The organism is Streptomyces mirabilis, from assembly GCF_018310535.1.
Taxonomy (GTDB): domain Bacteria; phylum Actinomycetota; class Actinomycetes; order Streptomycetales; family Streptomycetaceae; genus Streptomyces.
The window spans coordinates 294,711-317,740 of record NZ_CP074102.1 but is presented as its reverse complement, the minus strand read 5'-3'; the positions used below and the strand labels follow the sequence as shown (position 1 = coordinate 317,740).

Here is a 23,030-nt window from a genome sequence, read left to right as displayed (position 1 = left end):
GTCACCGTCGCCCTCGCGGCCGGCAGTGGACATGAAGGTTGTGAATGACGTGGCGGCCAGTTCGTGCAGCGGGATTTGGAGTCCATCGTGGTGACATGAGCCAAATCGTAGAGTGATCGTGTGAGTACGGAACGTGTGCGGGAGAAGTGGCGGTTCGGGCACCGCGCCCGACTGGGGCTGACGCCCGCACAAGTCCGCCTGATTGACGGCCAGGCGCACGCCGTCCGTACGACGTGGAACCTCCTGCATGACTGGTGGACGATGCTGCCGAAGGGCAAGCGCACGCTTGCCGCGGCGGACGCCGCGATCCGCCAGGCCCGCAAGGACATCGATTGGCTCGCAGTCCTTCCCGCCCAGGCCGCCCAGGCGGTCCTCAAGACGTACTTCCAGGCATGGAAGAACTGCTGGGAGGGGCGGACCGAAGCGCCGATTTTCAAGGCCCGCTTCCGATCGGTGATGAGCGTGGACATCCCGCAGGGCCGCGACCTCCAGATCGAGTGCGTGCACCGCCGCTGGGGCATGGTCAACATTCCCAAGGTCGGCCGCGTCCGCTTCCGCTGGACCAAAGACCTCCCCGTCGGAAAGCATGCAGGCGCGGATAACAAGATCACCGGTGCCCGGCTGATCAAGGAGGCGCTCGGCTGGCACATCGCCTTCCGCGTCCAAATCCTCGCACCTTCGCCCGAGCCGCACGCCGGTCCCGAGGTCGGTATCGACGTGGGAGTCAGCATCCCGCTCGCCCTGTCCGACCAAAACCATCAGGACCACGGCCGACCGGCTCACCTCCTGGACGGCACAGCAGACCGGGACAAGTGGCTGAATGCCGCCCGGAACGTCCTGCACCTGTACCGGACGGGCCATGCGCTCATCCCGGCTGCCGGAAGGGCAGTCGTCAGGCGCCCGCGAGGCGTCGAGCCCGCCACCGTGAGGTAGGTGGGAATCTCCCAGCTTCAATCGGGAGAGCACTTCAAAACTGCCCCTACCCGACCGGGCGCTCGGGTGCCTTCACGCTCACCAACGGCGGCGGCAACTCCGGCTGGGACACCACCTGGGCGGACTGCTCCACCTGGCCCCAGCCCGGCGCTGGGAACCCGGACCCCGACCCCGCCCGCAACCTTGCCAAGGGCCGCCCGGCCTCCGCCACCGGATCGCAGGACGTCTACACCCCCGGCAAGGCGGTCGACGGCGACGCGAACAGCTACTGGGAGTCCACCAACAACGCCTTCCCGCAGGCCTGGACGGTGGACCTCGGCTCGAACCAGCCCGCCCGCCGCCTCGTGCTGAAGCTGCCGCCCGCCTCGGTCTGGCAGGCGCGCACACAGACCCTGTCGGTCCTGGGCAGCACGGACGGCTCGGCGTACTCGACGGTCGTCGCCTCGAAGGACTACCGCTTCGACCCGGCCACCGGGAACACGGTGACGGTCACCCTGCCCAGCGGCACGAACCTGCGCTACCTCCGGCTCAACGTCACCGCCAACACCGGGTGGCCCGCCGCCCAGTTCAGCGAGGTGGAGGCGTATCTGTCTTGAGGCCGAAGGGTGTCCCGCGCTTCGCCGCCTGGATCTGCTCGTACACATGGGTCCGCAGTTCGGCGAAGCGCGGGGCGACCCGGGTGTGCAACTGGTCCCGCTCGTCGGGGAGATCGATCTTCAGCTGCTCCTGTACGACGGTGGGGGATGCGGAGAGGATCAGGACCCGTTCGCCGAGGTACACGGCCTCGTCGATGTCGTGGGTGACGAACAGGATGGTGATGCCGCGTCCCCGCCACAGGCCGCGCACCAGGTCCTCCAGATCGGCTCGGGTCTGCGCGTCGACCGCCGCGAACGGCTCGTCCATCAGCAGGACGTCGGGCTCGTACGCGAGCGCGCGGGCGATCGCGACGCGCTGCTGCATCCCGCCCGACAGCTGCCACGGGTAGGCCCCCGCGGCATCCGTGAGCCCGACCGACTCCAACGCGTCCGAGACCAGCTCCCGGCGCCGCGCCTTGCTCAACGGCTTCTGCTTCAGGGGCAGTTCGACGTTCTCCCGCACTCGCATCCAGGGGAACAGACTGCGTCCGTACTCCTGGAACACGAACGCCATCCCCGGCGGCGGACCGCTCACCGGGCGGTCGTTCAGCCGCACTTCGCCCGACGTCGGTGTCAGCAGCCCGCCCATGCACTTCAGGAGCGTGGTCTTGCCGCATCCCGACGGGCCGACCAGACAGACGAGTTCGCCCGCCTCGACGGTGAAGGTGAGGTCCCGTACCGCCTCCACCCGGCGGCCGGAACCCTCGTAGACCTTGTTCAGGCCGGATACGACAAGAGACGCGTGCATGGACCGCCCTTTCGCGAGCTTCACGGAGACCGCCGGGACACCGCGCGCTGACCGTGGTACCAGCCGAGCACCCGGCGCTCGACCAGTTGGAAGACGACCGAGAGAAGGAAACCGAGCAAGCCCAGGACGAGGATTCCGGTCCACATGTCGGGGATCGCGAAGCTCCGCTGGAACTGGACGACGGTGAAGCCGAGGCCGTTGCTGGCCGCGAACATCTCGCTGATGACCATCAGGATGATCCCGATGGACAGGGCCTGGCGCAGGCCCGCGAAGATCTGCGGGCTCGCCGCGCGCAGGACCACGCTGCGCAGCCGGGCCACGCCCGTGATGCCGTACGAACGCGCCGTCTCCGCCATCACCGAGTCGACCGCCCGCACGCCCTCGACCGTGTTGAGCAGGATCGGCCAGACGCAGCCGCTCGCGATCACGGCGATCTTCATCGTGTCGCCGATGCCGGCGAACAGCATGATGACGGGGACCAGGACGGGAGGCGGTACCGCGCGCAGAAACTCCAGGACCGGCTCGCACAGGGCCCGCACCCGCCGGTACGAGCCGATGACCGTGCCCAGCGCCACGCCCACGACGGCCGCCGCCGCGTACCCGGCGAGCAGGCGGAGCACGCTGGGCACGAGGTCGGAGCGCAGCCGCTCGCGCGTCCAGACGTCCGGGAAGGTCCTGAGGATCGTGCGCAGCGGTGGCCAGTACACGTTCGTACTGCCGTCGGACGCCAGCCACCAGACCGCGACGAGCAGCGCGGGCAGCGCGACGACGAAGAGCAGCCGCAGCAGGAAGGACCTCACACCATCACCTCCCCGCGCACCGACTGGTGCCAGGCCAGCGCCCGGCGCTCCACCGTACGGGCGCCCACGTTGATGAACAGCCCGAGCAGACCGGTGACCACCACCAGCGCGTACATGTCGGGGACCGCCTGCGAGGACTCGGCGACCGCGATCCGCGCGCCCAATCCCGGCGCGCCGATGACGAGTTCGGCGGTCACGGCGAGGATGAGGGCGACCGCGGCGGCGAGCCGGACGCCCGTCATGACGTACGGGAGGGCCGTGGGCCACAGGACGTGCCGGACGCGTGCCCATGGGCCGAGGCCGTACGAGCGGGCCGTCTCCTCGGCGACCGGGTCGACATCCTGGACGCCGTACAGGACCTGGACGAGGACCTGCCAGAACGAGGCGTACACGACGAGGAGGAGGACGGAGCGCAGTTCGGTGCCGTAGAGCAGGACGGCGAGGGGGATCAGGGCGACGGAGGGGATCGGGCGCAGGAACTCGATGGTCGAGGCGGTGGCCTCGCGCAGATACGGCACGACCGAGACGAGCAGCCCCACGACGACGCCCGCGCCTACCGCGATCGCCAGGCCCAGGGCCCAGCCGGTCAGGGTGTCACCGAGCGCCGTCCAGAAGGCGTGGTCGGTGACCTCCTGGCCGAGCGCGTCGGCGATGCGGCTGGTCGGCGGAAAGTACGCCTCCTTGACGAGACCGAGCCGCGGCACCGCCTCGCCCAGCGCGAGGAAGGCCGCGAGCCCGGCTGCGCCCAGGGCGGCGTTCGCACCCCTCATGGCAGCAGCTTGTCGAGGTCGGGCGTCGACTTGAACAGCCCGTCCTGCTCGCCCAGTTTCTCCAGCGCCTCGATCGACGCGCGGTTCGGCTCGGCCGGCCACTTCGGGAGGGTGACCTGGGCCAGTGTCGCCGCCGGGATCTTCGTGTACGTGGTGACGGCCTGGCGGACCTCGTCCGGGTGGGCGTCGGCGTAGGCGAGGGACTCCGCGGTCGCCTCCTGGAACTTCTTCACCACGTCGGGGTTCTTCTGCTCGTACTGCGTCGAGGTGAAGTACATCGCCACGGTGAGGTCCTTGGCGACGTCGACCAGGGACGAGGCGATCTCCGTGGCGCCCTGGCTCTTGACGGTGGCGAGCGCCGGCTCGACCATCATCGCGGCGTCGATCTGACCGCTGTCGAGGGCGGCGGGCATCTGGTCGAAGGCCAGCTCGACGAACTTCACCTTGGACGGGTCACCGCCCGCTTTGCGCACCGACTCGCGCACCGCCGTCTCGTTGATGTTCTTCAGCGTGTTGACCGCGACCTTCTTCCCCTCCAGTTCCTTCGCGGACGTGATCGGGCTGCCCTTCTTCACGGTGATGGCGCCGAAGTCCTTGCCCGCCATGCCCGTCGAGGCGACGCCGTTGACGACGGCCTTCACGGGCAGGTTCTGGCTCTGCGCGATCATCAGCGAGGTCATGTTGCTGAACCCGAACTGGAACTGGCCGCTGACCACTCCCGGCACGATCGCCGCGCCGCCCTGCGCGGTCGTCATGGACAGCCTCAGGCCGCGCTTGCTGAAGAAGCCCTTCTGCTGGCCCAGGTAGAGAGGCGCGACATCGACGATGGGGATGACCCCGACCTTGACCGTGGTGGTACCGCCGGACGACGCGTTCTTGTCCGAGGCGCCACCGCCGCCGGACGAACCGCATGCCGACGCGGCGACCAGAAAGGATCCGACCGCGAGACCGGCGAGCAGACGACGCATGGCTCCTCCTGTGCAGACGACATTGTTCCGACAGGCTGTGCGCGCACCGCAATGGGTGCTCAGCGGGAAGGTAGAGCCCTCGTACGGCGGGGTCAATGGCTTTGGCTAACAATATTGTTGACAGTTGGTTCGGGTCGGGGCCCGCGCCGAGGCGGGCCTCCAGAACCCCGCGGCTCACAAGTCCAGCACGAGCCGCTTCCCGAGGCACCGGGAGACGCAGATGAGCATGGTCTCGCCCGCCTCCCGCTCCTCGTCCGTGAGCACCGAGTCCCGGTGGTCCGGGGTCCCTTCCAGGACGTCCGTCTCGCAGGTCCCGCAGGTGCCCTCGGTGCAGGAGAAGAGCACCTCGACGCCCGCGCCGCGCACGGTGTCGAGCACGGAGACATCTGCGGGAACGGTCAGCGTATGCCCGCTGCGTGCGAGTTCCACCTCGAACTCACCGTCCGCGCCCGTCTCCTGAACCTTCGGCTGGAAACGCTCGACGCGCAGCAGCCCGGCGGGGCAGCGCGCCTCCACCGCGTCCAGCAGCGGGCCGGGACCGCAGCAGTAGACGAGTGTGCCCTCGGGGACCCCGGTCAGGACGGAGTCGAGTTCCAGCAGTCCGCACTCGTCCTGCGGGGCGACCGTCACCCGATCCCCGTACCGCTCCAACTCCCCGGTGAACGCCATGGAGTCGCGTGTCCGCCCGCCGTACAGCAGCGTCCACTCGGTGCCCGCAGCCTCCGCCGCGGCGAGCATCGGCAGGATCGGGGTGATGCCGATGCCGCCCGCGACGAAGCGGTAGCGGGCGGCGGGTGCGAGCGCGAAGTGGTTGCGCGGGCCGCGGACCCGGACCTTGTCGCCCGCGCCCAACTGCTCGTGCACGTACGAGGATCCGCCGCGCCCGTCCGCATCCCGCAACACCGCGATCCGCCACGCCCGACCGTCCGCGGGATCCCCGCACAGCGAGTACTGCCGCTCAAGGCCGACCCCGAGCACGACGTCGATGTGGGCGCCGGGCTCCCAGGCGGGGAGTTCCTCGCCGAGAGGATGGCGCAGGGTGAGGGAGAGCACGCCATCGGCGACGAACTCTCTCCTGTCCACGACGAGTTCGACTTCGTAGGAGCTCATGATCCAAGCCCCCGTGACTCTTGCGGCCGATGTCCTTCGGGGTGGCCGAGCATCCACTCCCACATCTCGATCGGGTCCTGGGCGCTGTGCTCGGCACCGCAGTGACAGGTGCCGTGCAGCACATCGGTCCCCGGGATCCAGTCGATGCGGTAGATCTCGCGGGTCGCGAAGCGGGGAGGCATGGTCACAGGACCTTCTCCATCGGCTTGTCGCCCTCCTCGACCAGGCGGGCGAGGATGCGGCGGGCCGCGAGACCGCCGGTGTCGATGTTGATGCTCAGCTCCTGGTAGCCCGTCCGCTCGGTGCCGAGCGTCTTCTGCAGCAGGTTGAGCGCGTCCACGTCCTGCATCACCACGGTGTGGTTGAAGTCCCGCAGGAACGTGGTGACTTCCTCGTCCTCCTTCGCGAAGTCCCGGGAGACCGCCCAGAAGTCGTAGACATGGCCGTCGCTCGACGGAGTGATCGCGTAGGTGATCTCGGTGTGGAAGCCGTTCGGGTCGCTGCCGTCCGCCTCGGGCAGCACCCCGACCGGGGCGATCCGGCTGTGCAGCAGATACAGGCACGGCGCGTGGTACTCGATGTCCTGCCAGCGGGTGATCCGGCCCTCGATGCCGGTCGAACGGGCGTAGAACGGCGGACACTCGGCGTCGTCCATGTGCCTGCTGACCCGTACGACTCCCGCGCCCTCGTCGACCTCGGTGGTGATCGGCGTCTCGGCGACCTCGGGGGTGCCGATGTATCCGCCGTGCAGATACGTCTCGTGCGAGAGGTCGAGCAGATTGTCGACCAGCAGCCCGTAGTCGGCGTCGATGGGCTCCATGCCGCAGACGGTGGTCCAGTCCGGCGAGTCCATGTGCCGGGCGCGGGGGACGGACCCCGGGTCGGCGAGCGCCGGGTCGCCGAACCAGACCCAGACGAACGAATCCTGCTCGACGACGGGGTACGAGGCGACCCGGGCCGTGCGCGGTATGCGTTTTTGCCCCGGCACGTACACACAGCTGCCGGTCGTGTCGTACGTGAACCCGTGGTACCCGCACACGATCCTGTCACCGTCGAGCCGGCTCTCCGAGAGCGGGAAGCGGCGGTGCACACAACGGTCCGCCAGGGCGACGGCCGTCCCGTCGTCCTCGGTCCGGTAGAAGACGAGCGGTTCACCGAGGATCGTCCGCCCGAGCAACTCCCGCCCGACCTCGTGCGAGTAGGCGGCGACGTACCACTGGTTCCTGGCGAAGGCGGTCAAGTGAGGCATGGCGTTCCCGTCCCTGAGAGCGGGGCGCCGTCGCCCCGCGTGCCGTGGTTGGATTCAGGGTCGTGACGCTTGCTGCCTCTCGGCAAGGCGGCTTCTGCCAGGCGGAAGGGCTTCCGGGAAATGGCTGTTCAGGTGCGATGTCCCAGGGCCGAGGAAGCCGCTCGGTTGTTCCGGTCAGCTCGGTCCGTGGTGGAGCAGGGCGGCCCTCAGGTAGTTCTCGGTGATCTGGTCGGCGGGGCGGTGGAGTGTCCAGCGGTGGACCTCGCCGTCCATCGGCACCACGGCGACGACGGTTTCCAGCGGTGGGCAGCCGGGTTCGCTGCAGGTGAGTTGGCGGACTATGACGGCGGTGTCGTCGTCCAGTCCTAGCAGGGCGCGCACGGCATCCTTCAGTTCGCGGAGGTGCGGGCTCGACCGGGCGGTTCCTGGGCGCGGTTCCAGGTGCATGGGGATCCTCCTTGGTTCTGGGCCATCCCGAGCGGCTTGGCCGTGGTGGTTCAGTTGGTGGCCCGCTCCCGGATGGGTGTCCTGACGGGTGTTCGGGCAGCGCGGTGTTGTCTTGTCACGGTCACCTGCCAGATCGAGAGGAGCAGCAGCGTGCCGGTTTCGGCGAGGAGGCTGAGGAGGGCTTGTGGGGCAGGCTGCAGGCCGTGTTCGGTGAATCCGAAGACGCCCACGGTGCGTGAGGCGGCGAAGCCGGCGAGGGCGCCGAGCGTGACACCGGCTGCGGCGGCCCTCAGGAGCAGGGGTGGTGTCCCCATCAGCAGCAGGGCGGCGAGGGCGAAGGAGGCGCCGGCCTGGAGCAGGAACAGCGGACCGATGATGTGGATGAAGCGGTACCCGTCGACGTAGAGCTGGGCGTGTATGTATCCGCCGGCGGCGAGGGCGGCGGCGCTCGCCGATCGCAGGGTGGGGGCAAGGAGTCTTTGGGTGTTCATGCCAGCCTCTGATCCTTGATGGCCAGTTCGCGGTCGCCTTGGCGGTAGCCGACGGTGCGGATGCCGAGTGCGTCCTTGAGCTGCCGGGCGGGGACGACCTGCGGAGTGGGGGCGGGGCCACGGCCCGGTTTGGGCAGGGGGTAGGCGGTGGTGGTGGCGGAGTGGAAGGTGATGTTGCCGTCTGTCTTGGTAAACAGCTGGTGGACGTGCCCGTTGAGACAGGTGACGGAGGAGAAGCGGCGCAGGAGGGCGATGACCTTGAGGGCGTCATCGGTGCTCCAGCCCCACTTCGGGTACATGGCGAACAGCGGGATGTGGCTGAAGACCACGATGGGGGTGTCCGACGACAGTCCGGCGATGTCCTTGCGGACGAAGTCGATCTGGTCGTTGCCGAGATGGCCGAGCTTCTCCAGGCTCAGGGTGTTGACCAGGGCGATGAAGTGCACGCCGTGGGTGTCGAAGCTGTACCAGCCATCGCCGAGCGTGCCCATGCCGAAGGTCTTCCGGTAGGCGCGGCCTGCATCGCCGATGGAGTCGTGCTCGCCCGGTACGGTGAAGACACGGTCTGTCTGCATACCGGTCAGCATCTGCTTGACCTGGTCGAACTGGCCGGCCGTGGACAGGTGGGTCAGGTCGCCGCTGTGCATGACGAAGTCGGGTCTGAATCCGAGCGAGTTGACCTGGTTGATCGCTTCGGTGAATGAGCCGACCACGTCCGTGTTCGCCGGGCCCTGGAACCCGATATGGCTGTCGGAGACCTGTACGAACCGCAGCGAGCCGTTCGCCGCCGCGGTGGCGCCGGCGGCGGCCATGGAGTTGGTCTCCCGGGAGTCGGCGATGTGGCTGATCACCTCTCCACTGGCCACGGTCAGCACCACGGCGCCGCCGAACCACCCCGCGTGGCGGATGAGCTGGCGCCGGGACATACCGTGCTCCGCGGCGGGCTGCTCGGTATCGCCGGCCGGTGCACTGTCGTGACTGTCGTAGTAGCCGGTCATCGGGTCACCTCCACGGTGGCTGTCATGAACGGATGGATGGTGCAGAGGTAGGCATATGTGCCGGGCTTGGTGAACGTGTAGCTGAAGGTTGCGTGGGTGTTCAGGGCTGCCGAATGCAACGGGCCGCCCGATCCCGTGCTGGTGACCGTGTGGGCGTCGGTGTCCTGATTGGTCCAGGTCACCGTCGTGCCCACTTTGACCTTGAGTGTGGCCGGGGCGAATGTGAAGTTCTTGATCGTCACGGCGTCCCCGGCCACCGGCGCGGCAGCCGCGCCCGTGCTCGGGGGGCTCATGGGCATGCTCATGCTGGGCATCGGCGAGGTGCCGGGAGCGGAGCTCGCCGTGTTCCCCGGTCCGGCGGCACCGGGCATCCCGGCCGTCTGGTGCTGACCTGCTCCGGGTGTGATGGCGCCGGTTCCGGTGGACGAGGAATGCGACGACTGGCCGCATGCGCTGAGGAGCCCCAACGCGCAGGCGGTGGCGACGGCCAGCCCGGCCGCGGCGCGTGATCGCCGACTTGGTGTACGAAAGTTCAGGTGCATGGTGTTCGTTCCTCGCTGATCAGGCAGAGATGGGGGAATGTGCCGGCTGAGCGCACGCCATCGCAGTGATGTGTGGTGGATGCCGTGTCACGGTCGCGCGCCCTTGACGGATGGAGGAGGAGTGCCGCGTAAATCGGCTCTTGTCCGGTTCCACGGGCGGCGGGGGCGCTCGGTTCGGTAGATATGCACTTTTTATGATGCTTCTTGGTGATCTTCGTAGATCAGCCGGCCCCGGGCGCTCCGCTCGCGTGGTCCTGGTGGTGCCGTCGGACCCGGCAGGGGCGTGCCGCCTCCGGCGCTCACGGAGTGTCACCGGCACCACGCCGTGCGTTACACGACAAAGCAATACATATGCGCGATGATCGTCTTATGCCCTGGAGTTCCCGAAAACGTGATCAAAGGACCGATCCGGATGACTCCGCGCACCGTGTCTCTGGTAAAGGGACCCTTTCGACCGCAGACGAGGAACTGTTGCGCACTCTGTACGCGGAGCACGCAGGCCCCCTGTTCCATTACGTGTTGCGACTGACCTCAGGAGACTGGCAATGGGCGGAGGATGTCGTGCAGGAGACGCTGCTGCGAGCGTGGCAGCATCCCTCCGCGTTCGACCCGGCACGCGGCCCGGCCCGGGCATGGCTGTGCACCGTGGCCCGGCACCTGGTCATCGACGCCCACCGGGCCCGGAAGGCCAGACCGGCCGAGGCCGGCGGCGAGGCGCTGGAGCGAGTCGCCGAGCAGGCACCGGGCGAGGACGAGATCGAGCAGGCACTGCAGAGCTGGGCGGTGGCCGATGCCATCCGGACGCTGTCCCCGGACCATCGCGCGGTCCTGCTGGAGACCTACTACCGGGGCCGGACCATGGCGGAGGCCGCCCGGGTGCTGGGCGTCCCGCTGGGCACCGTGAAGTCGCGAACGTACTACGCCCTGCACGCCCTGCGGCTGGCGCTGCTGGAACGGGGCATCGAGCCATGACCGTGGCATGCAGGAGGTGGCGACCATGAGCGCGGAGCACGACGGCCTCAGGCTGGTGCTGGGAGGATACGTCCTGGGCACGCTGTCCCCGGCGGAAATGGAACAAGCGCGCGCCCACCTCGCGGAATGCGCCGAGTGCCGGGCGGAACACGCCCAACTGGTGGGACTGCCCGTGCTGCTGGCGACGGTGACCGCAGCCGAAGCTGCGGGCCAGGCGGTGCCGGCGGCCGGTGAGGACCTGGTCGACCGGCTGGTGGCGCGGGCAGCCGAGAGCGCCCAGGGTTCCTCGCCTGCGGGGCCCACCGTGCCTGCGGTGCCGCAGGCGGGTGTGCTGGAGAGGCTGCTCCAGCAGGCCGCGGCGCGGCGCCGCAGGACCTGGCGTCTGCAACTGGCCGGCGCCGCCGCCTCCCTGACGTTCATCGCGGCAGCGGTCGGCGGCACATGGCTGGCGGCTGTCGGATCGGTGGGCAGTCAGGCGACACGGCCTGGGCCGACCGCGCCTACTGCCTGGCGTACCTTCTCCGGAAGCGATGCCGCCACCGGCGTAACCGCCTCGGTGAAGGTCTCACCCTCTGCCTGGGGCAGTGTCCTGCAGGTCTCCGCCAAGGGGGCGCCCGCCGGAATCACCTGCCGGCTGCAGGCGGTCGGGCCCGGCGGGGCCAGGGCGGACGGCGCCACCTGGCGGGCAGGCGAGTACCCTCCCGGCACCACGATCCCAGGGGCGGTTGCCATGTCTCCGGGAGCCATCGAGCACTTCGAGATCGTCGCAGGCAACGGTCAGAAGCTGGTCACGATGCAAGCGTGAGGGGCGGGGAGCCCGGTCATCGAGGAGGCCAGTGCTCGTGGCATCGGCCGCAAAGGCGAGCTCGCGGGCGCTGTCGTCGACCGACGCCATCACGCCGTACGCCTCCGGGATCGGCGAGATCGAGAGCGTCCGACAAGGGCGCCCGGCGGATGCCCGCGGTGGCCCCGGAGGCCGACATCGGCCTCTATGGTCACGGACTGATGCCTCACCGTCGGCTCCCGCGAAACGGGCCGGTCCTCAGCCGCACCTGATGCGTGAGCGCGCCGACAGGGCGTGCACGCCCCCTCCGAGTGGCCGGTGACGGCGCCCTGGGCCTCAGAAGGACCTGGCCGAGGTGTTCCCCGTCCCCTCGCGCAAGCGGATGTACGGGGTTCACAGACGGCCGGCGTTCTCGACTCTCCCTCTCTTGCGAAGTCTGTGCAGCCCGGGACGGAGGCGAGTGAGCCCAGCCCGGCACCGGCATTGACCTGACCCACAAGAAGTTGGGCAAAAGGCGCGAATAACTCGAACCGTTCGGCACGCGTCGCCCGTGGAACTGAATGAGCGCTCCCATGCAGGATCCGGCATAGCGACCGCCCCTCGAAGTCATTGGCGGTCCCCCACTTTCCGGTCTCCGTACATCCACAGAAGAGCCAGATGACCATGTTTGTAACCGATTCCCCCTGCCCGAGCCCGCCGCTCACCCGGCACTGCGGCCGGCAGGCGCTGCTCACCCTGCCCGCGCAGGAGGCGCACGTCTCCGCCGTTCGTCACTTCGCGGCCGATCTGCTGGAGACCTGGAGTGTTCCCGCGAGCGAACGGGACTCCGCCGTTCTCATCGTCGACGAACTCGCCGCCAATGCCGCCCAGTACGGACGCGAGCGCATGACCCTGCTGCTCGTCCTCGACCACGGCACTTTGCACATAGTGGTCAGTGACTCCGGAACGGCCGTGGAGCACCTTCGCCCCGACATCGCCCCGGACGAACACGGCCGCGGCACCGGCATCGTCCAGTACCTCGCACAGTCGACCGAGGTCCACCAGACGCGCGGCGGACGCGAAGTCCGCGCCTGCCTGGAGTGCTCGGCATGACCGGCCCCGGATCACCCGATGGCCCCACCGCGTGGGCCTTCGCGACCCACAGGCCGTGCCCCGTGGACGGCTGCCTGGGCCCGGCGCAGGTGCTCGTGCCCTCCCCGGCAAACCTGTCGGCCCTCGGCCACGGCGACCCCGACCAAGACACGGTGCTCTGCAAACGCTGCGGCCTCGGCGTACCGGCGGAGGTGTGAGCGTGGGGGTCACCCCGGATACCGCCGAGGTCATCGACGCGCCGCGTCCGCACCAGGCGTACTCCAACGCCCCCGAACTGCGCCGCGAGATGCACCAGGTGCTCGCCCTCGGGGCCGAACGCGACGGCCGTCAAGTCCGGCCCGTCTCCGGCCCGCCGGTCGATGCGACGGCTGCAGAACGGGTCTGGCTGCTGCGTAGGGCTGCTCTTATGGACCGGATGGCCCTGGACGACCCCGGCCCCGGCCCGGTCGGCGCCGCCGCACAAACCGCCGAAGAACTCGTGCTGCACGACCGACGCCATCCCGGCCTGGTGGCCGGCCCGCACCACCCCGACGCGATCACGCTCGACCCCAGCCGCCGCCCCTACGTCCGCCAGGAGTACGCCGCGTGGACGGCCGCCGGGCGTCCCGGCACCTGAGGCGACCTCGAAGTACGACGAATTCCCTTCTGAGGCCGGGCTGCCCGGCGACCTCCTGTGGATTCCTTCTGCGACGACGAGTGCCGGGCATCCGTCGGTGAAGAGCCCTGCCGGGTCACGCACGCTGGTGTTCGCATCGCAGACTCCTGTGCGACACACCACCGCCACGGGGTCTTCCCCGACATTCGTTCCTCTTGGAACACTCCCCCCGCGCAGGTCCCATCCACAGCACCACGTCAGGACAAGAGGTCACCCAGTCATGCCTCAAGTGAACCGACGCCGATTCCTCCAACTCGCCGGTGGCACCGCGGCGTTCACCGCGCTGTCGAACAGCATCGAGCGCGCCGCCGCGCTGCCCGCGCACCACGGGTCCGGCACGATCGACGACGTCGAGCACATCGTCGTGCTGATGCAGGAGAACCGGTCCTTCGACCACTACTTCGGCTCGCTCAGAGGCGTCCGCGGTTTCGGTGACCCCCGCCCGTCCACGCTGCCCAGCGGCAAGTCGGTCTGGCACCAGTCGGACGGCACCAAGGAGGTGCTGCCCTTCCGGCCCACCGCCGACAACCTGGGCCTGCAGTTCATCCAGGACCTCCCGCACGGCTGGAGCGACGGGCACACCGCGTTCAACGCGGGCAAGTACGACAAGTGGGTGCCCGCCAAATCGTCGACCACGATGGCGTACCTGACACGCGAGGACATACCGTTCCACTACGCGCTCGCCGACGCGTTCACCATCTGCGACGCGTACCACTGCTCGTTCATCGGCTCCACCGACCCGAACCGCTACTACATGTGGACGGGCTACACGGGCAACGACGGCAAGGGCGGCGGCCCGGTCCTCGGCAACGACGAGGTGGGCTACGACTGGACGACGTATCCGGAGCGACTGGAGGCGGCCGGGGTCTCCTGGAAGATCTACCAGGACGTCGGTGACGGCCTCGACGCGAACGGCTCCTGGGGCTGGATCCCGGACGCCTACCGCGGCAACTACGGCGACAACTCGCTGCTCTACTTCAACCAGTACCGCAATGCGAAGCCCGGCGATCCGCTCTACGACAAGGCCCGCACCGGCACCGACGCCCGCAAGGGCGAGGGCTTCTTCGACCAGCTGAAGGCCGACGTCAAGGGCAGGAAGCTGCCCAAGATCTCCTGGATCGTCGCACCCGAGGCGTTCACCGAGCACCCCAACTGGCCCGCGAACTACGGCGCCTGGTACATCGCCCAGGTCCTGGACGCGCTGACCTCCGACCCCGAGGTGTGGGCGAAGACGGCCCTGTTCATCACCTACGACGAGAACGACGGCTTCTTCGACCACCTCGTGCCGCCGTTCGCGCCGCAGTCGCCCGCGCAGGGCAAGTCCACGGTCGACGTCGGCCCGGACCTCTACAAGGGCGACGCGAGCCGTGCCGCCGGACCGTACGGACTCGGCCAGCGGGTGCCGATGCTTGTCGTCTCGCCCTGGAGCAAGGGCGGTTTCGTCTGCTCCGAGACCCTCGACCACACCTCGATCATCCGGTTCATGGAGCGCCGCTTCGGCGTGCACGAGCCCAACATCTCGCCCTGGCGGCGCGCGATCAGCGGCGACCTCACCGCCGCCTTCGACTTCTCGTGCAAGGACACCAAGCCGGTCGCGCTGCCGGACACCGACGGCTACCAGCCGCCGGACCACGACCGGCATCCCGACTATGTGCCGACCCCGCCCGCGAACCCTGTCCTGCCCCGGCAGGAGCGCGGCTCGCGCCCGGCCCGCCCGCTCAAGTACGCGCCCCTCGTGGACGGTTCGGCGGACGCGGCGGCCGGGAAGTTCACGCTCGCCTTCGGTTCGGGTGCCAAGGCCGGCGCCGCTTTCTTCGTCACCTCCGGCAACCGCACCGACGGCCCCTGGACGTACACCACCGAGGCCGGGAAGGCCGTCTCCGACACCTGGAACTCGGCGTACTCCAGCGGCTCGTACGACCTGACGGTGCACGGCCCCAACGGCTTCCTGCGCGTCTTCAAGGGCCCCGGCAAGTCCGCGGGACCCGAGGTCACCGCGCGCCACGTCGACGGGAACCTGGAACTGACCTTCACCAACAAGGGGTCCGGCACGGCCGAGCTCAAGCTCACCAACGGCTACGGAGGGCGGCCGAGTTCGTTCAAGGTGCGGGCGGGCGCGACCGTGCGGCACACGGTGGACCTGCGGGCGAGCCGTCGCTGGTACGACCTGACCGTCGTGTCCGCGGCGGACGCGGGGTTCTTGCGGCGGTTCGCCGGACATGTCGAGAACGGTCACGCGGGCGTGAGTGACCCGGCGATCCTCACCTTCTGATGGATATCTCGCCTCTGGTCAAATTCCGGCCAACTCACGGTAGTGTGCCCCGGTGACCACGCATTCGAACACACCTGCAGGTTGGTACCCGGATCCGCACGGGGCGCCCCAGACGTTGCGTTACTGGGACGGCTCGCAGTGGACCGAGCACACCAATGCGGACCAGGCGGCCCCGGCGGGGCCGTCGGTTCCGCAGCAGGCCCAGCAGCCGTACGGACAGCCGTCGGCCGGTCCCGACCCTCGCGTGCAGAAGCAGGTGCGGCAGCAGGCGGGTGTCGCGGGTGGTGGTGCCGGTGGTGGCACCCTGTTCACCGAGCCGGTCCTGGTGGTGAACCAGAAGGCCAAGCTGATCGAGCTGACCAACGAGTACAAGGTCATGGACCAGCAGGGCAACCTGCTCGGCGCGGTCGTCGAGGTCGGCCAGAGCGGTCTGAAGAAGGCGCTCCGCTTCGTCTCCAGCCTCGACCAGTACATGACGCACAAGCTGGAGATCCGTGACGCCTACGGGCAGCCGGTGCTGCGGCTCACGCGTCCCGCGAAGTTCATCAAGTCGCGGGTGGTCGTGGAGCGTCCGGACGGGCAGCCCGTCGGCGAGATCGTGCAGCAGAACATGATCGGGAAGATCAACTTCGCGATCAACGTCAACGGCCAGCAGGTCGGCGCGATCAAGGCGGAGAACTGGCGCGCCTGGAACTTCGCCATCGTCGACCACACGGACAACGAGGTCGCCCGGATCACCAAGACCTGGGAAGGCCTCGCCAAGACGATGTTCACCACGGCGGACAACTACGTCCTCCAGATCCACTACCAGCTTCCCGAGCCCCTGCTGAGCCTCGTCGTCGCGACGGCGCTCACCGTCGACACGGCGCTCAAGCAGGACGCCCGCGGGCTGGGCTGAACCGTCGCACGACAAGAAGAAGGGTGGCCGCGGAACTCTCCGCGGCCACCCTTCTTCCTTGTCGTGCGTTTTCCTGGAGTCCTCCTGTAGGACTCCAGGAGTCCTACAGGGGCGTCAGCTGACCCGAGTCGGGCTGCTTCGGCAGCAACGAGGGTTCGTACGCCGCCGATCCTGGCTCCAGCGCCAGTACCGCCGCGACGGGGTGCTCGTCCGCGGTGCCCACCAGAGGTTCGGGCAGCGCCGGCTCCGGCACCGAGCGGGACAGCGTCACCACACCCCACGACGCCACGCCCGCGCCCACGGCCGCGAGCAACAGGCCGGCCGGGCCGCCCTGCAACTGCTCCCCGAGCAGGAAGAGGCCTATCGCCGCGGCGGCGACCGGGTTGGCGAGCGTCACGACGGCGAGCGGGGCGCCGAGACCACCCCGGTAGGCGGTCTGCGACAGGAGCAGTCCGCCCGCCGCGAAGGCGGCGACGAGCAGGGCCACCACGATCACCTGGGCGCTGAGCAGCGGGCCGGAGCGGTCCGTCACGGCCACGGTCACCGTCTGCGTGAGCGCGGAGGCGACACCCGAGGCGAACCCGGAGGCGGTCGCGTGCCGCAGCCCCGGCCGGGCGCCGGGCCGAGACAGGATGCCGATCAGGGCGGCCGTCGTGGCGGCCACGCCCAGCGCCTGCGGCACACTCAGCACATCGTCGGGCGCGGGCCCGGACGCCGTGACCAGCAGCGCGGACAGTCCGATCAGGGTGAGCGCGGTACCGCGCCACTCGACCGCGCTGACCCGCCGTCCGGCGACCCGTGCGCCGAGCGGCACCGCGGCCACCAGCGTGAGCGCGCCGAGCGGCTGTACGAGCGTGAGCGTGCCGTACTTCAGCGCGGCGACGTGCAGCAGCGCGGCGGAGGCGTTCAGTACGACGGTCCACCACCATGCCCCGCTGCCCAGCAGCCGCAGCATGCCCGAGTCGGTGGTCCGGGAGGCCAGCCGCTCCTGGGCCACTGCCGCGGCGGCGTACGCCACGGCCGAGAAGAGCGAGAGGACCACGGCGGCGAGTGTGGCGTTCATCGTCTTGCCCCCACGAGCTCCGGTACGGATTCCTTTTCGCCAGCACCGCCGGCCCCGCCGGAATTCCCGGCTTCTCCGTCGGCTTCCTCGGACGCTTCGGCGGCGACGAGGCCGTGCGCCTCGGCCGCCCCGGTCCCGCGCGGCAGACGGATCACGGCCAGCGCGATGCCGAGCAGCGCGGTCGCCACGATCGCGTCGAGCCAGTAGTGGTTCGCCGTACCGACGATCACCAGCAGGGTGAGCAGCGGATGCAGCAGCCACAGCCAGCGCAGGCGGGAGCGGGTCGCGGCGATCAGGCCGATCGCCACCATCAGGGCCCAGCCGAAGTGCAGCGAGGGCATCGCCGCGAACTGGTTCGCCATCTCGTCGGTCGCCGGGTGCGCTCCGTACACGGTGGGCCCGTACACCTGTCCGGTGTCCACCAGGCCCGCGGCGGCCAGCAGCCGGGGCGGGGCGAGCGGGAAGGTGAGGTGCAGAGCCAGGGCGGCGGCGGTGACCGCGGCCAGGACTCGGCGGGCCCACACGTAGTGGACCGGGCGCCGCAGGTACATCCAGACCAGGAAGGCCACGGTGGCCGGGAAGTGCACGGTCGCGTAGTAGGTGTTCGCGAGGTGCACCAGGGCGTCGCTGTGCAGCAGCGCGCCCTGTACGGAGCCTTCGCCCGGCAGGTGGAGCGTCCGCTCCCAGTCCCACACGCGGTTCGCGTTGCGGAAGGCCTCGGCGGTGTGGCCGTCGGCCAGCTGCCGGCCGACCTTGTAGACGACGAAGAGCCCTGCGACGAGCAGGAGCTCACGTACGAGAGGCGGCCGTGCCGCGGTGCTGTGCGGCGACGGCCGCCGTATCGCCGCGGCCGGCTCTGGTTCTGCTTCCGCAGGCTCGGTTCGGGATTCCATCCCCCGGCCCCTTTGCTGACGGTGTTGCTTGGGGTGGTGCGCGGTGAGCCCAGGACAGAATCCACTCGATCACTCGAGATTCACTCGACAGCGGAGTGGGTCCTGTCCAAGGCTCATCGATACGGAACTGTACCGATACGGAAGTGTACCGATACGAAGGTGTACCGATACGCCACTGTACCGATACGGATGCGTACCGGTACAGTGGCGTATCGATATACACTGTGTGAAGCGGAACACCAGGCGAGCCACCCACACGAGCGAGGAGATGAGCCATGACGTCGCAGGCCGCGGACGGACCGGAGACGGTCGTCGCCTCGCGCCGCTCCAAGATCACGCCCGAGCGTGAGCAGGAGTTCTACGACGCCGTGCTCGAGCAGATCCGCGAGTGCGGCTATGACTCGCTCACCATGGAGGGCGTGGCCGCGAGCACCCGGTGCAGCAAGTCCACGCTCTATCGCCAGTGGAAGACGAAGCCGCAGTTCGTGGCCGCCGCCCTGCGCGCCAACAGTTGTCCGCGCTTCTCGGGCATCGACACCGGCACGCTCGCCGGGGACCTGCGCGCGATGGCGCAGGCCGCGGGGAACTGGTCGGGCCGCGACAGCCAGCTGCACCAGGCGCTCGGCCACGCCGTGTTCCAGGACAAGGAACTGCAGGAGGCGCTGCGCGACGCGCTCGTCGAACCCGAGATCGGCGCGGTCAAGGAGATCCTGGCCCGCGGGGTCGCCCGGGGCGAGGTCGCCGCGGACCACCCGGCGCTGGAGTTCATCCCGGCGCAGCTGTTCGGTGTGGTGCGGGTTCGCCCCGTGCTGGAAGGGCGGAACGCCGATGCGGCGTATCTCACACAATTCGTCGAGGCCGTCGTGATTCCGGCCCTCGGCCTGACCTGAGACTCAGGTCGCCGTCCGCGGGATGACCGGACGTCGGCCTGCTCGCGCCGCACCGTGGGGACGGGGGCGGCGCGCACCCCCCGGCCGGGTGGGGTTCCTCTTGAGCGGAGGGGCACCCCACCCGGCCGATCCATGTCCGGGGCTGGACTTACGGGCTAGACGTTCTGCCCGTTGCCGCTCACTCCGGACGCCACCTTGATCCCCTTGGTGATGTCGTCGATCACGGACTCCTGGGGCGCCTTGGAGCTGACGTCGATGCCGAAGCGGACGACGATCAGCGACTTGGAGTCGGCGGGGGACGGGAAGACGAGCGACTCGACGTAGCCGTCGTCACCCTTGCTGGTGACGACCTTCCAGCGGACGAGGTAGCCCTTCTCGCCGGCCACGGTGACCGCCTTGGAGGCGAGCTCCGTGTGCGAGGTGATCGTGCCGTAGCCCTTGCCGTACGACTCGGTGGCGTTCTTGGAGATGTCCTCCTTGGCCGCCGCCTCCGCCGTGGTGGACTTCAGTTTCTGTGCTGCGGCGGTTGCCGAGTACGCGCCGCCCCGCTGGCAGTCCTGCGAGGTGTCGCCGGGGCACTTGTAGGTGTCCTTGGTCGACAGCACGGCACCCGTCGTGGTGCTCCCGCCGGTCCAGTTGTCGGGCACGGGCATGCTGATGCCGCTGATCAGATCGGTGGCGTAGCCGTCCTCGAGCTGCGGCTGCCCGGACTGGCCCGGTGCCGGGGTCTGGCCCCCGGAACCGCCCGAGCCTCCGGAGCCCCCGGAGCCGCCGCCCGGTCCGCCCTCGAGGCCCCCGTTGCCGCCGCCCTGACCGCCGAATCCGCCCTGGCCGCCGTTCTGCCCGCCGGAGGCCTGGGAAGTGGCGCTGTTCCCGCCGTTGCCGTCGCTCTTGGTCAGGGCGTACACCCCGCCCCCGATGCCCGCGAGGACCGCGATCGCGGCGGCGACGGCTATGCCGGTGCGCAGTCCGCGTCGCGGGGCGCCCGGAGCGAGCGCCGGATACGGTCCGGCGGCCGGCGGGTGCGTCGGGGGACCCCATGCGGCGGCGGACCCGACGGGGCGGGTCTGGTCCGTCCATGTCTTGCCGTCCCACCAGCGTTCGGTGGCGGGACTGTCACTTGTCTGCCCCGGGTCGGGATACCAACCGGGAGGAGTCACCTGCGTCATGGACCCACCGTATGAGCCGTGGGTGAAAGGCGGATGAGAGGGATCCGGAAGATTCGTTTCAAGAACGCCTCGGAAGCGCCGCCGGGTGTCCTGTCACGACCGGCGGATGTCATGCCAGGACCAGTCGCACCGGCGCCGCTCCCGCCCTCGGCGGCAGCCGCAGCCCGCCGCGCCCCGGCGTGATCGAGCCGAGCACACTCGGATGCCGGGCCCCGGTGCTCACCGGATCGGTGCCCGTGAGCCCGTGCAGGGTCAGGAAGCCCAGCACGGCGAAGGCGTACGCCTCCTTGGCGGCCGCGGGCAGGCCCAGAGCGTCGGACGTGCGCACGGGCACTCCCGGCAACTCCGCGCCCAGCATCGCCATCAGCGCCGGATTGCGGGTGCCGCCGCCGGACGCGATCACCTCCGTGGCATCCACCGAGCGCACCGCGTCGGCGACCGTACGGGCGGTGAGCCGGGTGAGGGTCGCGATGACGTCCTCGGCGGTGAGCGTGCCGAACCCGGTCAGCGCGTCGCGCAGATGGCCGAGGTGGAAGAGCTCCTTGCCGGTGGTCTTGGGCGCGGGCAGCGCGTAGTACGGATCCGCGAGCAGGCGTTCCAGCAACGGCTCGTGCACCGCGCCGCGGGCGGCGAGGGCGCCGTCCACGTCGTAGTGCAGACGTCCCCCGGTCAACCCCTGCACGGCCACGTCGACCAGGGCGCACCCGGGCCCGGAGTCGAAGGCGGTGCCGTCCGGCGCGGTGAGGTTGGCGATGCCTCCGACGTTCAGCGCCACCGGAGTCCCCGCCCTGCCGCGCAGCCACAGTAGGTCGACCAGGCTCACCAGGGGCGCGCCCTGACCACCGGCGGCGATGTCCCTGGGGCGGAAGTCGGCGACCACCGGCAGCCCCGTCGCCTCGGCGATCCAGGCGGGCTGACCGAGCTGGAGCGTGCCGTGCACCCGCCCGTCCTCGACCCAGTGGTAGACGGTCTGTCCATGCGAGGCGATCAACTCGGCTCCGCCGTCGCACAGTTCACGGTCGGCCCGGACCGCCGCCGCGGCGAACGCCTGCCCGATCAGGGTGTCCAGGCGGCACACCTCGGCCAGCGTGGTGGCCGCCGGGGGCAGCGCGGCCGCGAGCGCCTCGCGCAGTGCGCCGTCGTACGGCTCACCGACCATCCCGAGCGGCCGCAGGGCGAGGTCCTCGCCTTCGAGGGTCAGTTCCGCCGCCGCCGCGTCGATCGCGTCGTACGACGTCCCGGACATCAGGCCGATCACCCGCACGTGCTCAACTCCCTCGGTTGTCGGGGAGCGTGGCCAGGGCGAGCGCACTGACGGCGCACGTCGCCGCCGCGTAGTACGCGGGGATGTCCACGCTTCCGGTCCGCTTCATCGTCTCGGTGATGATGAGGCCGGCACAGCCCGAGAACACCGCATTGGACAGGGCGTAGGCGAGTCCCAGGCCGGTGTGGCGGACGCTTGTGGGGAACATCTCGGAGAGCATGGCGGGCCCCGGTCCCGCCATCAGCCCGACGACGGCACCTGCCCCGAACACGGCGACACCCTTCACGGCGTTCGAAGTCCCCGTGTCCTGAAGGAGGTTGAGCAGCGGAACGGACAGGACCACGACCAGTCCTGCGCCGGTGAGCAGCACCGGGCGCCGCCCGATCCGGTCGCTGAGCAGGCCCGCCGGGACGATCGTGGCCGCGAAGCCGAGGTTGGCGAGGACCGTGGCGAGCAGTGCCTGCCGGAAGCCGGCGTGGAGGGTGTTCTGGAGGTACGAGGGGAGCACGACCAGAAAGGTGTAGCCGGCCGCCGACCAGCCCATCACGCGCCCCGCTCCGAGGACGACGGTCCGCGCGACCTCGCGCCCGGGCGGGTGCTCCCGCTTCCCCTCGTGCCGGAAGGCCGGCGTCTCCTCCAGCCGCAGCCGCAGCCAGAGCGCGACCAGCCCCAGCGGCAGTGTCAGCAGGAACGGCAGCCGCCAGCCCCAGTCGTTCAACTGCCCCTCGGTCAGCACCGTCGCCAGCAGTGCCGCCACGCCCGCACCACCGAGCAGCCCCAGAGCCACCGTGAACGACTGCCACGACCCGTACAACCCCCGCCTGCCCGGCGGAGCGAACTCCGTCATGACCGAGACCGCGCCCCCGAACTCCCCGCCCGCGGACAGCCCTTGGACCACTCGGAGGAAGGTCAGCAGCCACGGTGCGAGGGCGCCGACCGTGGCGTAGGTGGGCAGCACGCCGATGAGCGTCGTGGCGCCCGTCATCAGCGCGATCACCAGGATCAGCACCGGGCGGCGCCCAATGCGGTCGCCCAGCCGTCCGAACAGCGTGGCGCCCACCGGCCGGAAGAAGAACGCCAGCGCGAAGGACGCGTACGTCCTCACCAGACCCTCGGTCTCGCTGCCGCCCTCCGGGGTGAAGAACCGCGCCGCGACGACGGTCGCGAAGTAGCCGTAGACCCCGAACTCGTACCACTCGATGAAGTTGCCGACCGAGCCCGCCAGCAGGGCCCCGCGCCGCGGGCGCGGGGGACGGGCGGTGTGCGGGACGGAGTCGTGCACGCGGGCGCCGCTCATGGGTCCCTCCTCCTCGCTGTCCATGGGAAAGTCAGCACCATTTTGGGGGCTTTTGACTGTCGACAACTTTCACCATGGCTGGTCGGCGCC

Annotated in this window: 26 protein-coding genes and 1 pseudogene; 11 read left to right on the top strand and 16 right to left on the bottom strand. The window is 69.8% G+C overall.

The window, feature by feature from the left end; genetic code table 11:
* Positions 1–120 precede the first annotated feature (120 nt).
* Both SMIR_RS01435 and SMIR_RS01430 read left to right on the top strand, forming a co-directional pair.
* Positions 121–933 (top strand): hypothetical protein, encoded by an 813-nt coding sequence (locus SMIR_RS01435; protein ID WP_248003275.1) that lies wholly within the window; start codon positions 121–123, stop codon positions 931–933.
* Positions 934–965: 32 nt separating this feature from the next.
* Positions 966–1,529 (top strand): annotated as a pseudogene (locus tag SMIR_RS01430) (discoidin domain-containing protein); the annotation flags it as partial.
* Here the strand turns inward: SMIR_RS01430 and SMIR_RS01425 are convergent.
* The 11 genes from SMIR_RS01425 to SMIR_RS01375 all read right to left on the bottom strand — a co-directional run bounded on the left by SMIR_RS01425 (position 1,501) and on the right by SMIR_RS01375 (position 9,391).
* A complete protein-coding gene (locus tag SMIR_RS01425) occupies positions 1,501–2,316 on the bottom strand; it encodes an ABC transporter ATP-binding protein (protein WP_212726333.1) in 816 nt (271 codons plus the stop codon). The pseudogene SMIR_RS01430 and the gene SMIR_RS01425 overlap by 29 nt on opposite strands.
* Positions 2,317–2,336: 20 nt before the next feature.
* Entirely contained in the window at positions 2,337–3,116 is a 780-nt protein-coding gene (locus SMIR_RS01420) for an ABC transporter permease (protein ID WP_168498059.1), read from the bottom strand.
* Positions 3,113–3,886 carry an ABC transporter permease gene (locus tag SMIR_RS01415; RefSeq protein WP_168498061.1) on the bottom strand — a complete coding sequence of 258 codons (774 nt, stop codon included), beginning with the start codon at positions 3,884–3,886 and terminating at the stop codon, positions 3,113–3,115. Before SMIR_RS01415 ends, SMIR_RS01420 begins: the two co-directional genes overlap by 4 nt.
* Positions 3,883–4,854 (bottom strand): ABC transporter substrate-binding protein, encoded by a 972-nt coding sequence (locus SMIR_RS01410; protein WP_212726332.1) that lies wholly within the window; start codon positions 4,852–4,854, stop codon positions 3,883–3,885. Before SMIR_RS01410 ends, SMIR_RS01415 begins: the two co-directional genes overlap by 4 nt.
* A gap of 174 nt (positions 4,855–5,028) precedes the next feature.
* Positions 5,029–5,964, bottom strand: coding sequence for a PDR/VanB family oxidoreductase (locus SMIR_RS01405; protein ID WP_212726331.1), 936 nt, complete (start codon positions 5,962–5,964; stop codon positions 5,029–5,031).
* Positions 5,961–6,146, bottom strand: coding sequence for a hypothetical protein (locus SMIR_RS01400; RefSeq protein WP_168501461.1), 186 nt, complete (start codon positions 6,144–6,146; stop codon positions 5,961–5,963). Before SMIR_RS01400 ends, SMIR_RS01405 begins: the two co-directional genes overlap by 4 nt.
* A gap of 2 nt (positions 6,147–6,148) precedes the next feature.
* The gene (locus SMIR_RS01395) at positions 6,149–7,213 is read right to left on the bottom strand and encodes an aromatic ring-hydroxylating dioxygenase subunit alpha (RefSeq protein WP_168498067.1); all 1,065 of its coding nucleotides are present in this window, start codon (positions 7,211–7,213) and stop codon (positions 6,149–6,151) included.
* A 174-nt stretch (positions 7,214–7,387) separates the two neighbouring features.
* Positions 7,388–7,660 (bottom strand): hypothetical protein, encoded by a 273-nt coding sequence (locus tag SMIR_RS01390; protein ID WP_168498069.1) that lies wholly within the window; start codon positions 7,658–7,660, stop codon positions 7,388–7,390.
* Between the two features lie 50 nt (positions 7,661–7,710).
* Complete coding sequence (locus SMIR_RS01385; protein WP_168498071.1) at positions 7,711–8,151, bottom strand: hypothetical protein; 441 nt, start codon at positions 8,149–8,151, stop codon at positions 7,711–7,713.
* Entirely contained in the window at positions 8,148–9,149 is a 1,002-nt protein-coding gene (locus SMIR_RS01380; RefSeq protein WP_168498073.1) for a metallophosphoesterase family protein, read from the bottom strand. Before SMIR_RS01380 ends, SMIR_RS01385 begins: the two co-directional genes overlap by 4 nt.
* Positions 9,146–9,391, bottom strand: a complete 246-nt coding sequence (locus tag SMIR_RS01375; RefSeq protein WP_249938313.1) for a plastocyanin/azurin family copper-binding protein — start codon at positions 9,389–9,391, stop codon at positions 9,146–9,148. Before SMIR_RS01375 ends, SMIR_RS01380 begins: the two co-directional genes overlap by 4 nt.
* On the opposite strand from SMIR_RS01375, the gene SMIR_RS01370 reads away from it, so the two are divergent.
* From SMIR_RS01370 to SMIR_RS01335, 8 genes are all read left to right on the top strand, one after another.
* Positions 9,381–9,539 (top strand): hypothetical protein, encoded by a 159-nt coding sequence (locus SMIR_RS01370; RefSeq protein WP_212728507.1) that lies wholly within the window; start codon positions 9,381–9,383, stop codon positions 9,537–9,539. The genes SMIR_RS01375 and SMIR_RS01370 overlap by 11 nt on opposite strands.
* A gap of 521 nt (positions 9,540–10,060) precedes the next feature.
* Positions 10,061–10,663 carry a sigma-70 family RNA polymerase sigma factor gene (locus tag SMIR_RS01365; RefSeq protein ID WP_168498077.1) on the top strand — a complete coding sequence of 201 codons (603 nt, stop codon included), beginning with the start codon at positions 10,061–10,063 and terminating at the stop codon, positions 10,661–10,663.
* A gap of 25 nt (positions 10,664–10,688) precedes the next feature.
* Entirely contained in the window at positions 10,689–11,468 is a 780-nt protein-coding gene (locus SMIR_RS01360; RefSeq protein ID WP_168498078.1) for an anti-sigma factor, read from the top strand.
* Positions 11,469–12,104: 636 nt separating this feature from the next.
* Positions 12,105–12,539, top strand: a complete 435-nt coding sequence (locus SMIR_RS01355; RefSeq protein WP_248003277.1) for an ATP-binding protein — start codon at positions 12,105–12,107, stop codon at positions 12,537–12,539.
* A complete protein-coding gene (locus SMIR_RS01350; protein ID WP_168486636.1) occupies positions 12,536–12,736 on the top strand; it encodes a hypothetical protein in 201 nt (66 codons plus the stop codon). Before SMIR_RS01355 ends, SMIR_RS01350 begins: the two co-directional genes overlap by 4 nt.
* Before the next feature lie 2 nt (positions 12,737–12,738).
* Entirely contained in the window at positions 12,739–13,155 is a 417-nt protein-coding gene (locus SMIR_RS01345) for a hypothetical protein (RefSeq protein ID WP_168501462.1), read from the top strand.
* A gap of 259 nt (positions 13,156–13,414) precedes the next feature.
* Entirely contained in the window at positions 13,415–15,466 is a 2,052-nt protein-coding gene (locus tag SMIR_RS01340; RefSeq protein WP_168498080.1) for a phosphocholine-specific phospholipase C, read from the top strand.
* Positions 15,467–15,518: 52 nt separating this feature from the next.
* The gene (locus tag SMIR_RS01335; RefSeq protein ID WP_168498082.1) at positions 15,519–16,364 is read left to right on the top strand and encodes an LURP-one-related family protein; all 846 of its coding nucleotides are present in this window, start codon (positions 15,519–15,521) and stop codon (positions 16,362–16,364) included.
* A 103-nt stretch (positions 16,365–16,467) separates the two neighbouring features.
* Here the strand turns inward: SMIR_RS01335 and SMIR_RS01330 are convergent, their stop codons facing one another.
* Positions 16,468–17,427 carry a DMT family transporter gene (locus tag SMIR_RS01330; RefSeq protein WP_212726329.1) on the bottom strand — a complete coding sequence of 320 codons (960 nt, stop codon included), beginning with the start codon at positions 17,425–17,427 and terminating at the stop codon, positions 16,468–16,470.
* Complete coding sequence (locus SMIR_RS01325) at positions 17,424–18,320, bottom strand: phosphatase PAP2 family protein (protein ID WP_212726328.1); 897 nt, start codon at positions 18,318–18,320, stop codon at positions 17,424–17,426. The genes SMIR_RS01330 and SMIR_RS01325 overlap by 4 nt, the downstream gene beginning before the upstream one ends.
* Before the next feature lie 275 nt (positions 18,321–18,595).
* Here SMIR_RS01325 and SMIR_RS01320 point away from each other — a divergent pair, with 275 nt between their 5' ends.
* Complete coding sequence (locus SMIR_RS01320; RefSeq protein WP_054236092.1) at positions 18,596–19,210, top strand: TetR/AcrR family transcriptional regulator; 615 nt, start codon at positions 18,596–18,598, stop codon at positions 19,208–19,210.
* Positions 19,211–19,365: 155 nt separating this feature from the next.
* Here the strand turns inward: SMIR_RS01320 and SMIR_RS01315 are convergent, their stop codons facing one another.
* From SMIR_RS01315 to SMIR_RS01305, 3 genes are all read right to left on the bottom strand, one after another.
* Complete coding sequence (locus tag SMIR_RS01315) at positions 19,366–20,379, bottom strand: DUF2510 domain-containing protein (protein WP_168498086.1); 1,014 nt, start codon at positions 20,377–20,379, stop codon at positions 19,366–19,368.
* 109 nt (positions 20,380–20,488) lie between these two features.
* A complete protein-coding gene (locus SMIR_RS01310; protein ID WP_168498088.1) occupies positions 20,489–21,643 on the bottom strand; it encodes an anhydro-N-acetylmuramic acid kinase in 1,155 nt (384 codons plus the stop codon).
* A 4-nt stretch (positions 21,644–21,647) separates the two neighbouring features.
* Positions 21,648–22,940, bottom strand: coding sequence for an MFS transporter (locus SMIR_RS01305; RefSeq protein WP_249938312.1), 1,293 nt, complete (start codon positions 22,938–22,940; stop codon positions 21,648–21,650).
* Between the last annotated feature and the right edge of the window lie 90 nt (positions 22,941–23,030).

What these genes read in the sequence shown, in the direction of transcription:
- SMIR_RS01360 (WP_168498078.1), top strand. Translation starts at nt 10,689, where the DNA reads ATGAGCGCGGAGCACGACGGCCTCAGGCTGGTGCTGGGAGGATACGTC.
- SMIR_RS01320 (WP_054236092.1), top strand. Translation starts at nt 18,596, where the DNA reads ATGACGTCGCAGGCCGCGGACGGACCGGAGACGGTCGTCGCCTCGCGC.
- SMIR_RS01425 (WP_212726333.1), bottom strand. Translation starts at nt 2,316, where the DNA reads ATGCACGCGTCTCTTGTCGTATCCGGCCTGAACAAGGTCTACGAGGGT.
- SMIR_RS01415 (WP_168498061.1), bottom strand. Translation starts at nt 3,886, where the DNA reads ATGAGGGGTGCGAACGCCGCCCTGGGCGCAGCCGGGCTCGCGGCCTTC.
- SMIR_RS01355 (WP_248003277.1), top strand. Translation starts at nt 12,105, where the DNA reads ATGACCATGTTTGTAACCGATTCCCCCTGCCCGAGCCCGCCGCTCACC.
- SMIR_RS01340 (WP_168498080.1), top strand. Translation starts at nt 13,415, where the DNA reads ATGCCTCAAGTGAACCGACGCCGATTCCTCCAACTCGCCGGTGGCACC.
- SMIR_RS01305 (WP_249938312.1), bottom strand. Translation starts at nt 22,940, where the DNA reads ATGAGCGGCGCCCGCGTGCACGACTCCGTCCCGCACACCGCCCGTCCC.
- SMIR_RS01400 (WP_168501461.1), bottom strand. Translation starts at nt 6,146, where the DNA reads ATGCCTCCCCGCTTCGCGACCCGCGAGATCTACCGCATCGACTGGATC.
- SMIR_RS01365 (WP_168498077.1), top strand. Translation starts at nt 10,061, where the DNA reads ATGCCCTGGAGTTCCCGAAAACGTGATCAAAGGACCGATCCGGATGAC.
- SMIR_RS01410 (WP_212726332.1), bottom strand. Translation starts at nt 4,854, where the DNA reads ATGCGTCGTCTGCTCGCCGGTCTCGCGGTCGGATCCTTTCTGGTCGCC.
- SMIR_RS01315 (WP_168498086.1), bottom strand. Translation starts at nt 20,379, where the DNA reads ATGACGCAGGTGACTCCTCCCGGTTGGTATCCCGACCCGGGGCAGACA.
- SMIR_RS01380 (WP_168498073.1), bottom strand. Translation starts at nt 9,149, where the DNA reads ATGACCGGCTACTACGACAGTCACGACAGTGCACCGGCCGGCGATACC.
- SMIR_RS01405 (WP_212726331.1), bottom strand. Translation starts at nt 5,964, where the DNA reads ATGAGCTCCTACGAAGTCGAACTCGTCGTGGACAGGAGAGAGTTCGTC.
- SMIR_RS01395 (WP_168498067.1), bottom strand. Translation starts at nt 7,213, where the DNA reads ATGCCTCACTTGACCGCCTTCGCCAGGAACCAGTGGTACGTCGCCGCC.
- SMIR_RS01325 (WP_212726328.1), bottom strand. Translation starts at nt 18,320, where the DNA reads ATGGAATCCCGAACCGAGCCTGCGGAAGCAGAACCAGAGCCGGCCGCG.
- SMIR_RS01390 (WP_168498069.1), bottom strand. Translation starts at nt 7,660, where the DNA reads ATGCACCTGGAACCGCGCCCAGGAACCGCCCGGTCGAGCCCGCACCTC.
- SMIR_RS01385 (WP_168498071.1), bottom strand. Translation starts at nt 8,151, where the DNA reads ATGAACACCCAAAGACTCCTTGCCCCCACCCTGCGATCGGCGAGCGCC.
- SMIR_RS01350 (WP_168486636.1), top strand. Translation starts at nt 12,536, where the DNA reads ATGACCGGCCCCGGATCACCCGATGGCCCCACCGCGTGGGCCTTCGCG.
- SMIR_RS01330 (WP_212726329.1), bottom strand. Translation starts at nt 17,427, where the DNA reads ATGAACGCCACACTCGCCGCCGTGGTCCTCTCGCTCTTCTCGGCCGTG.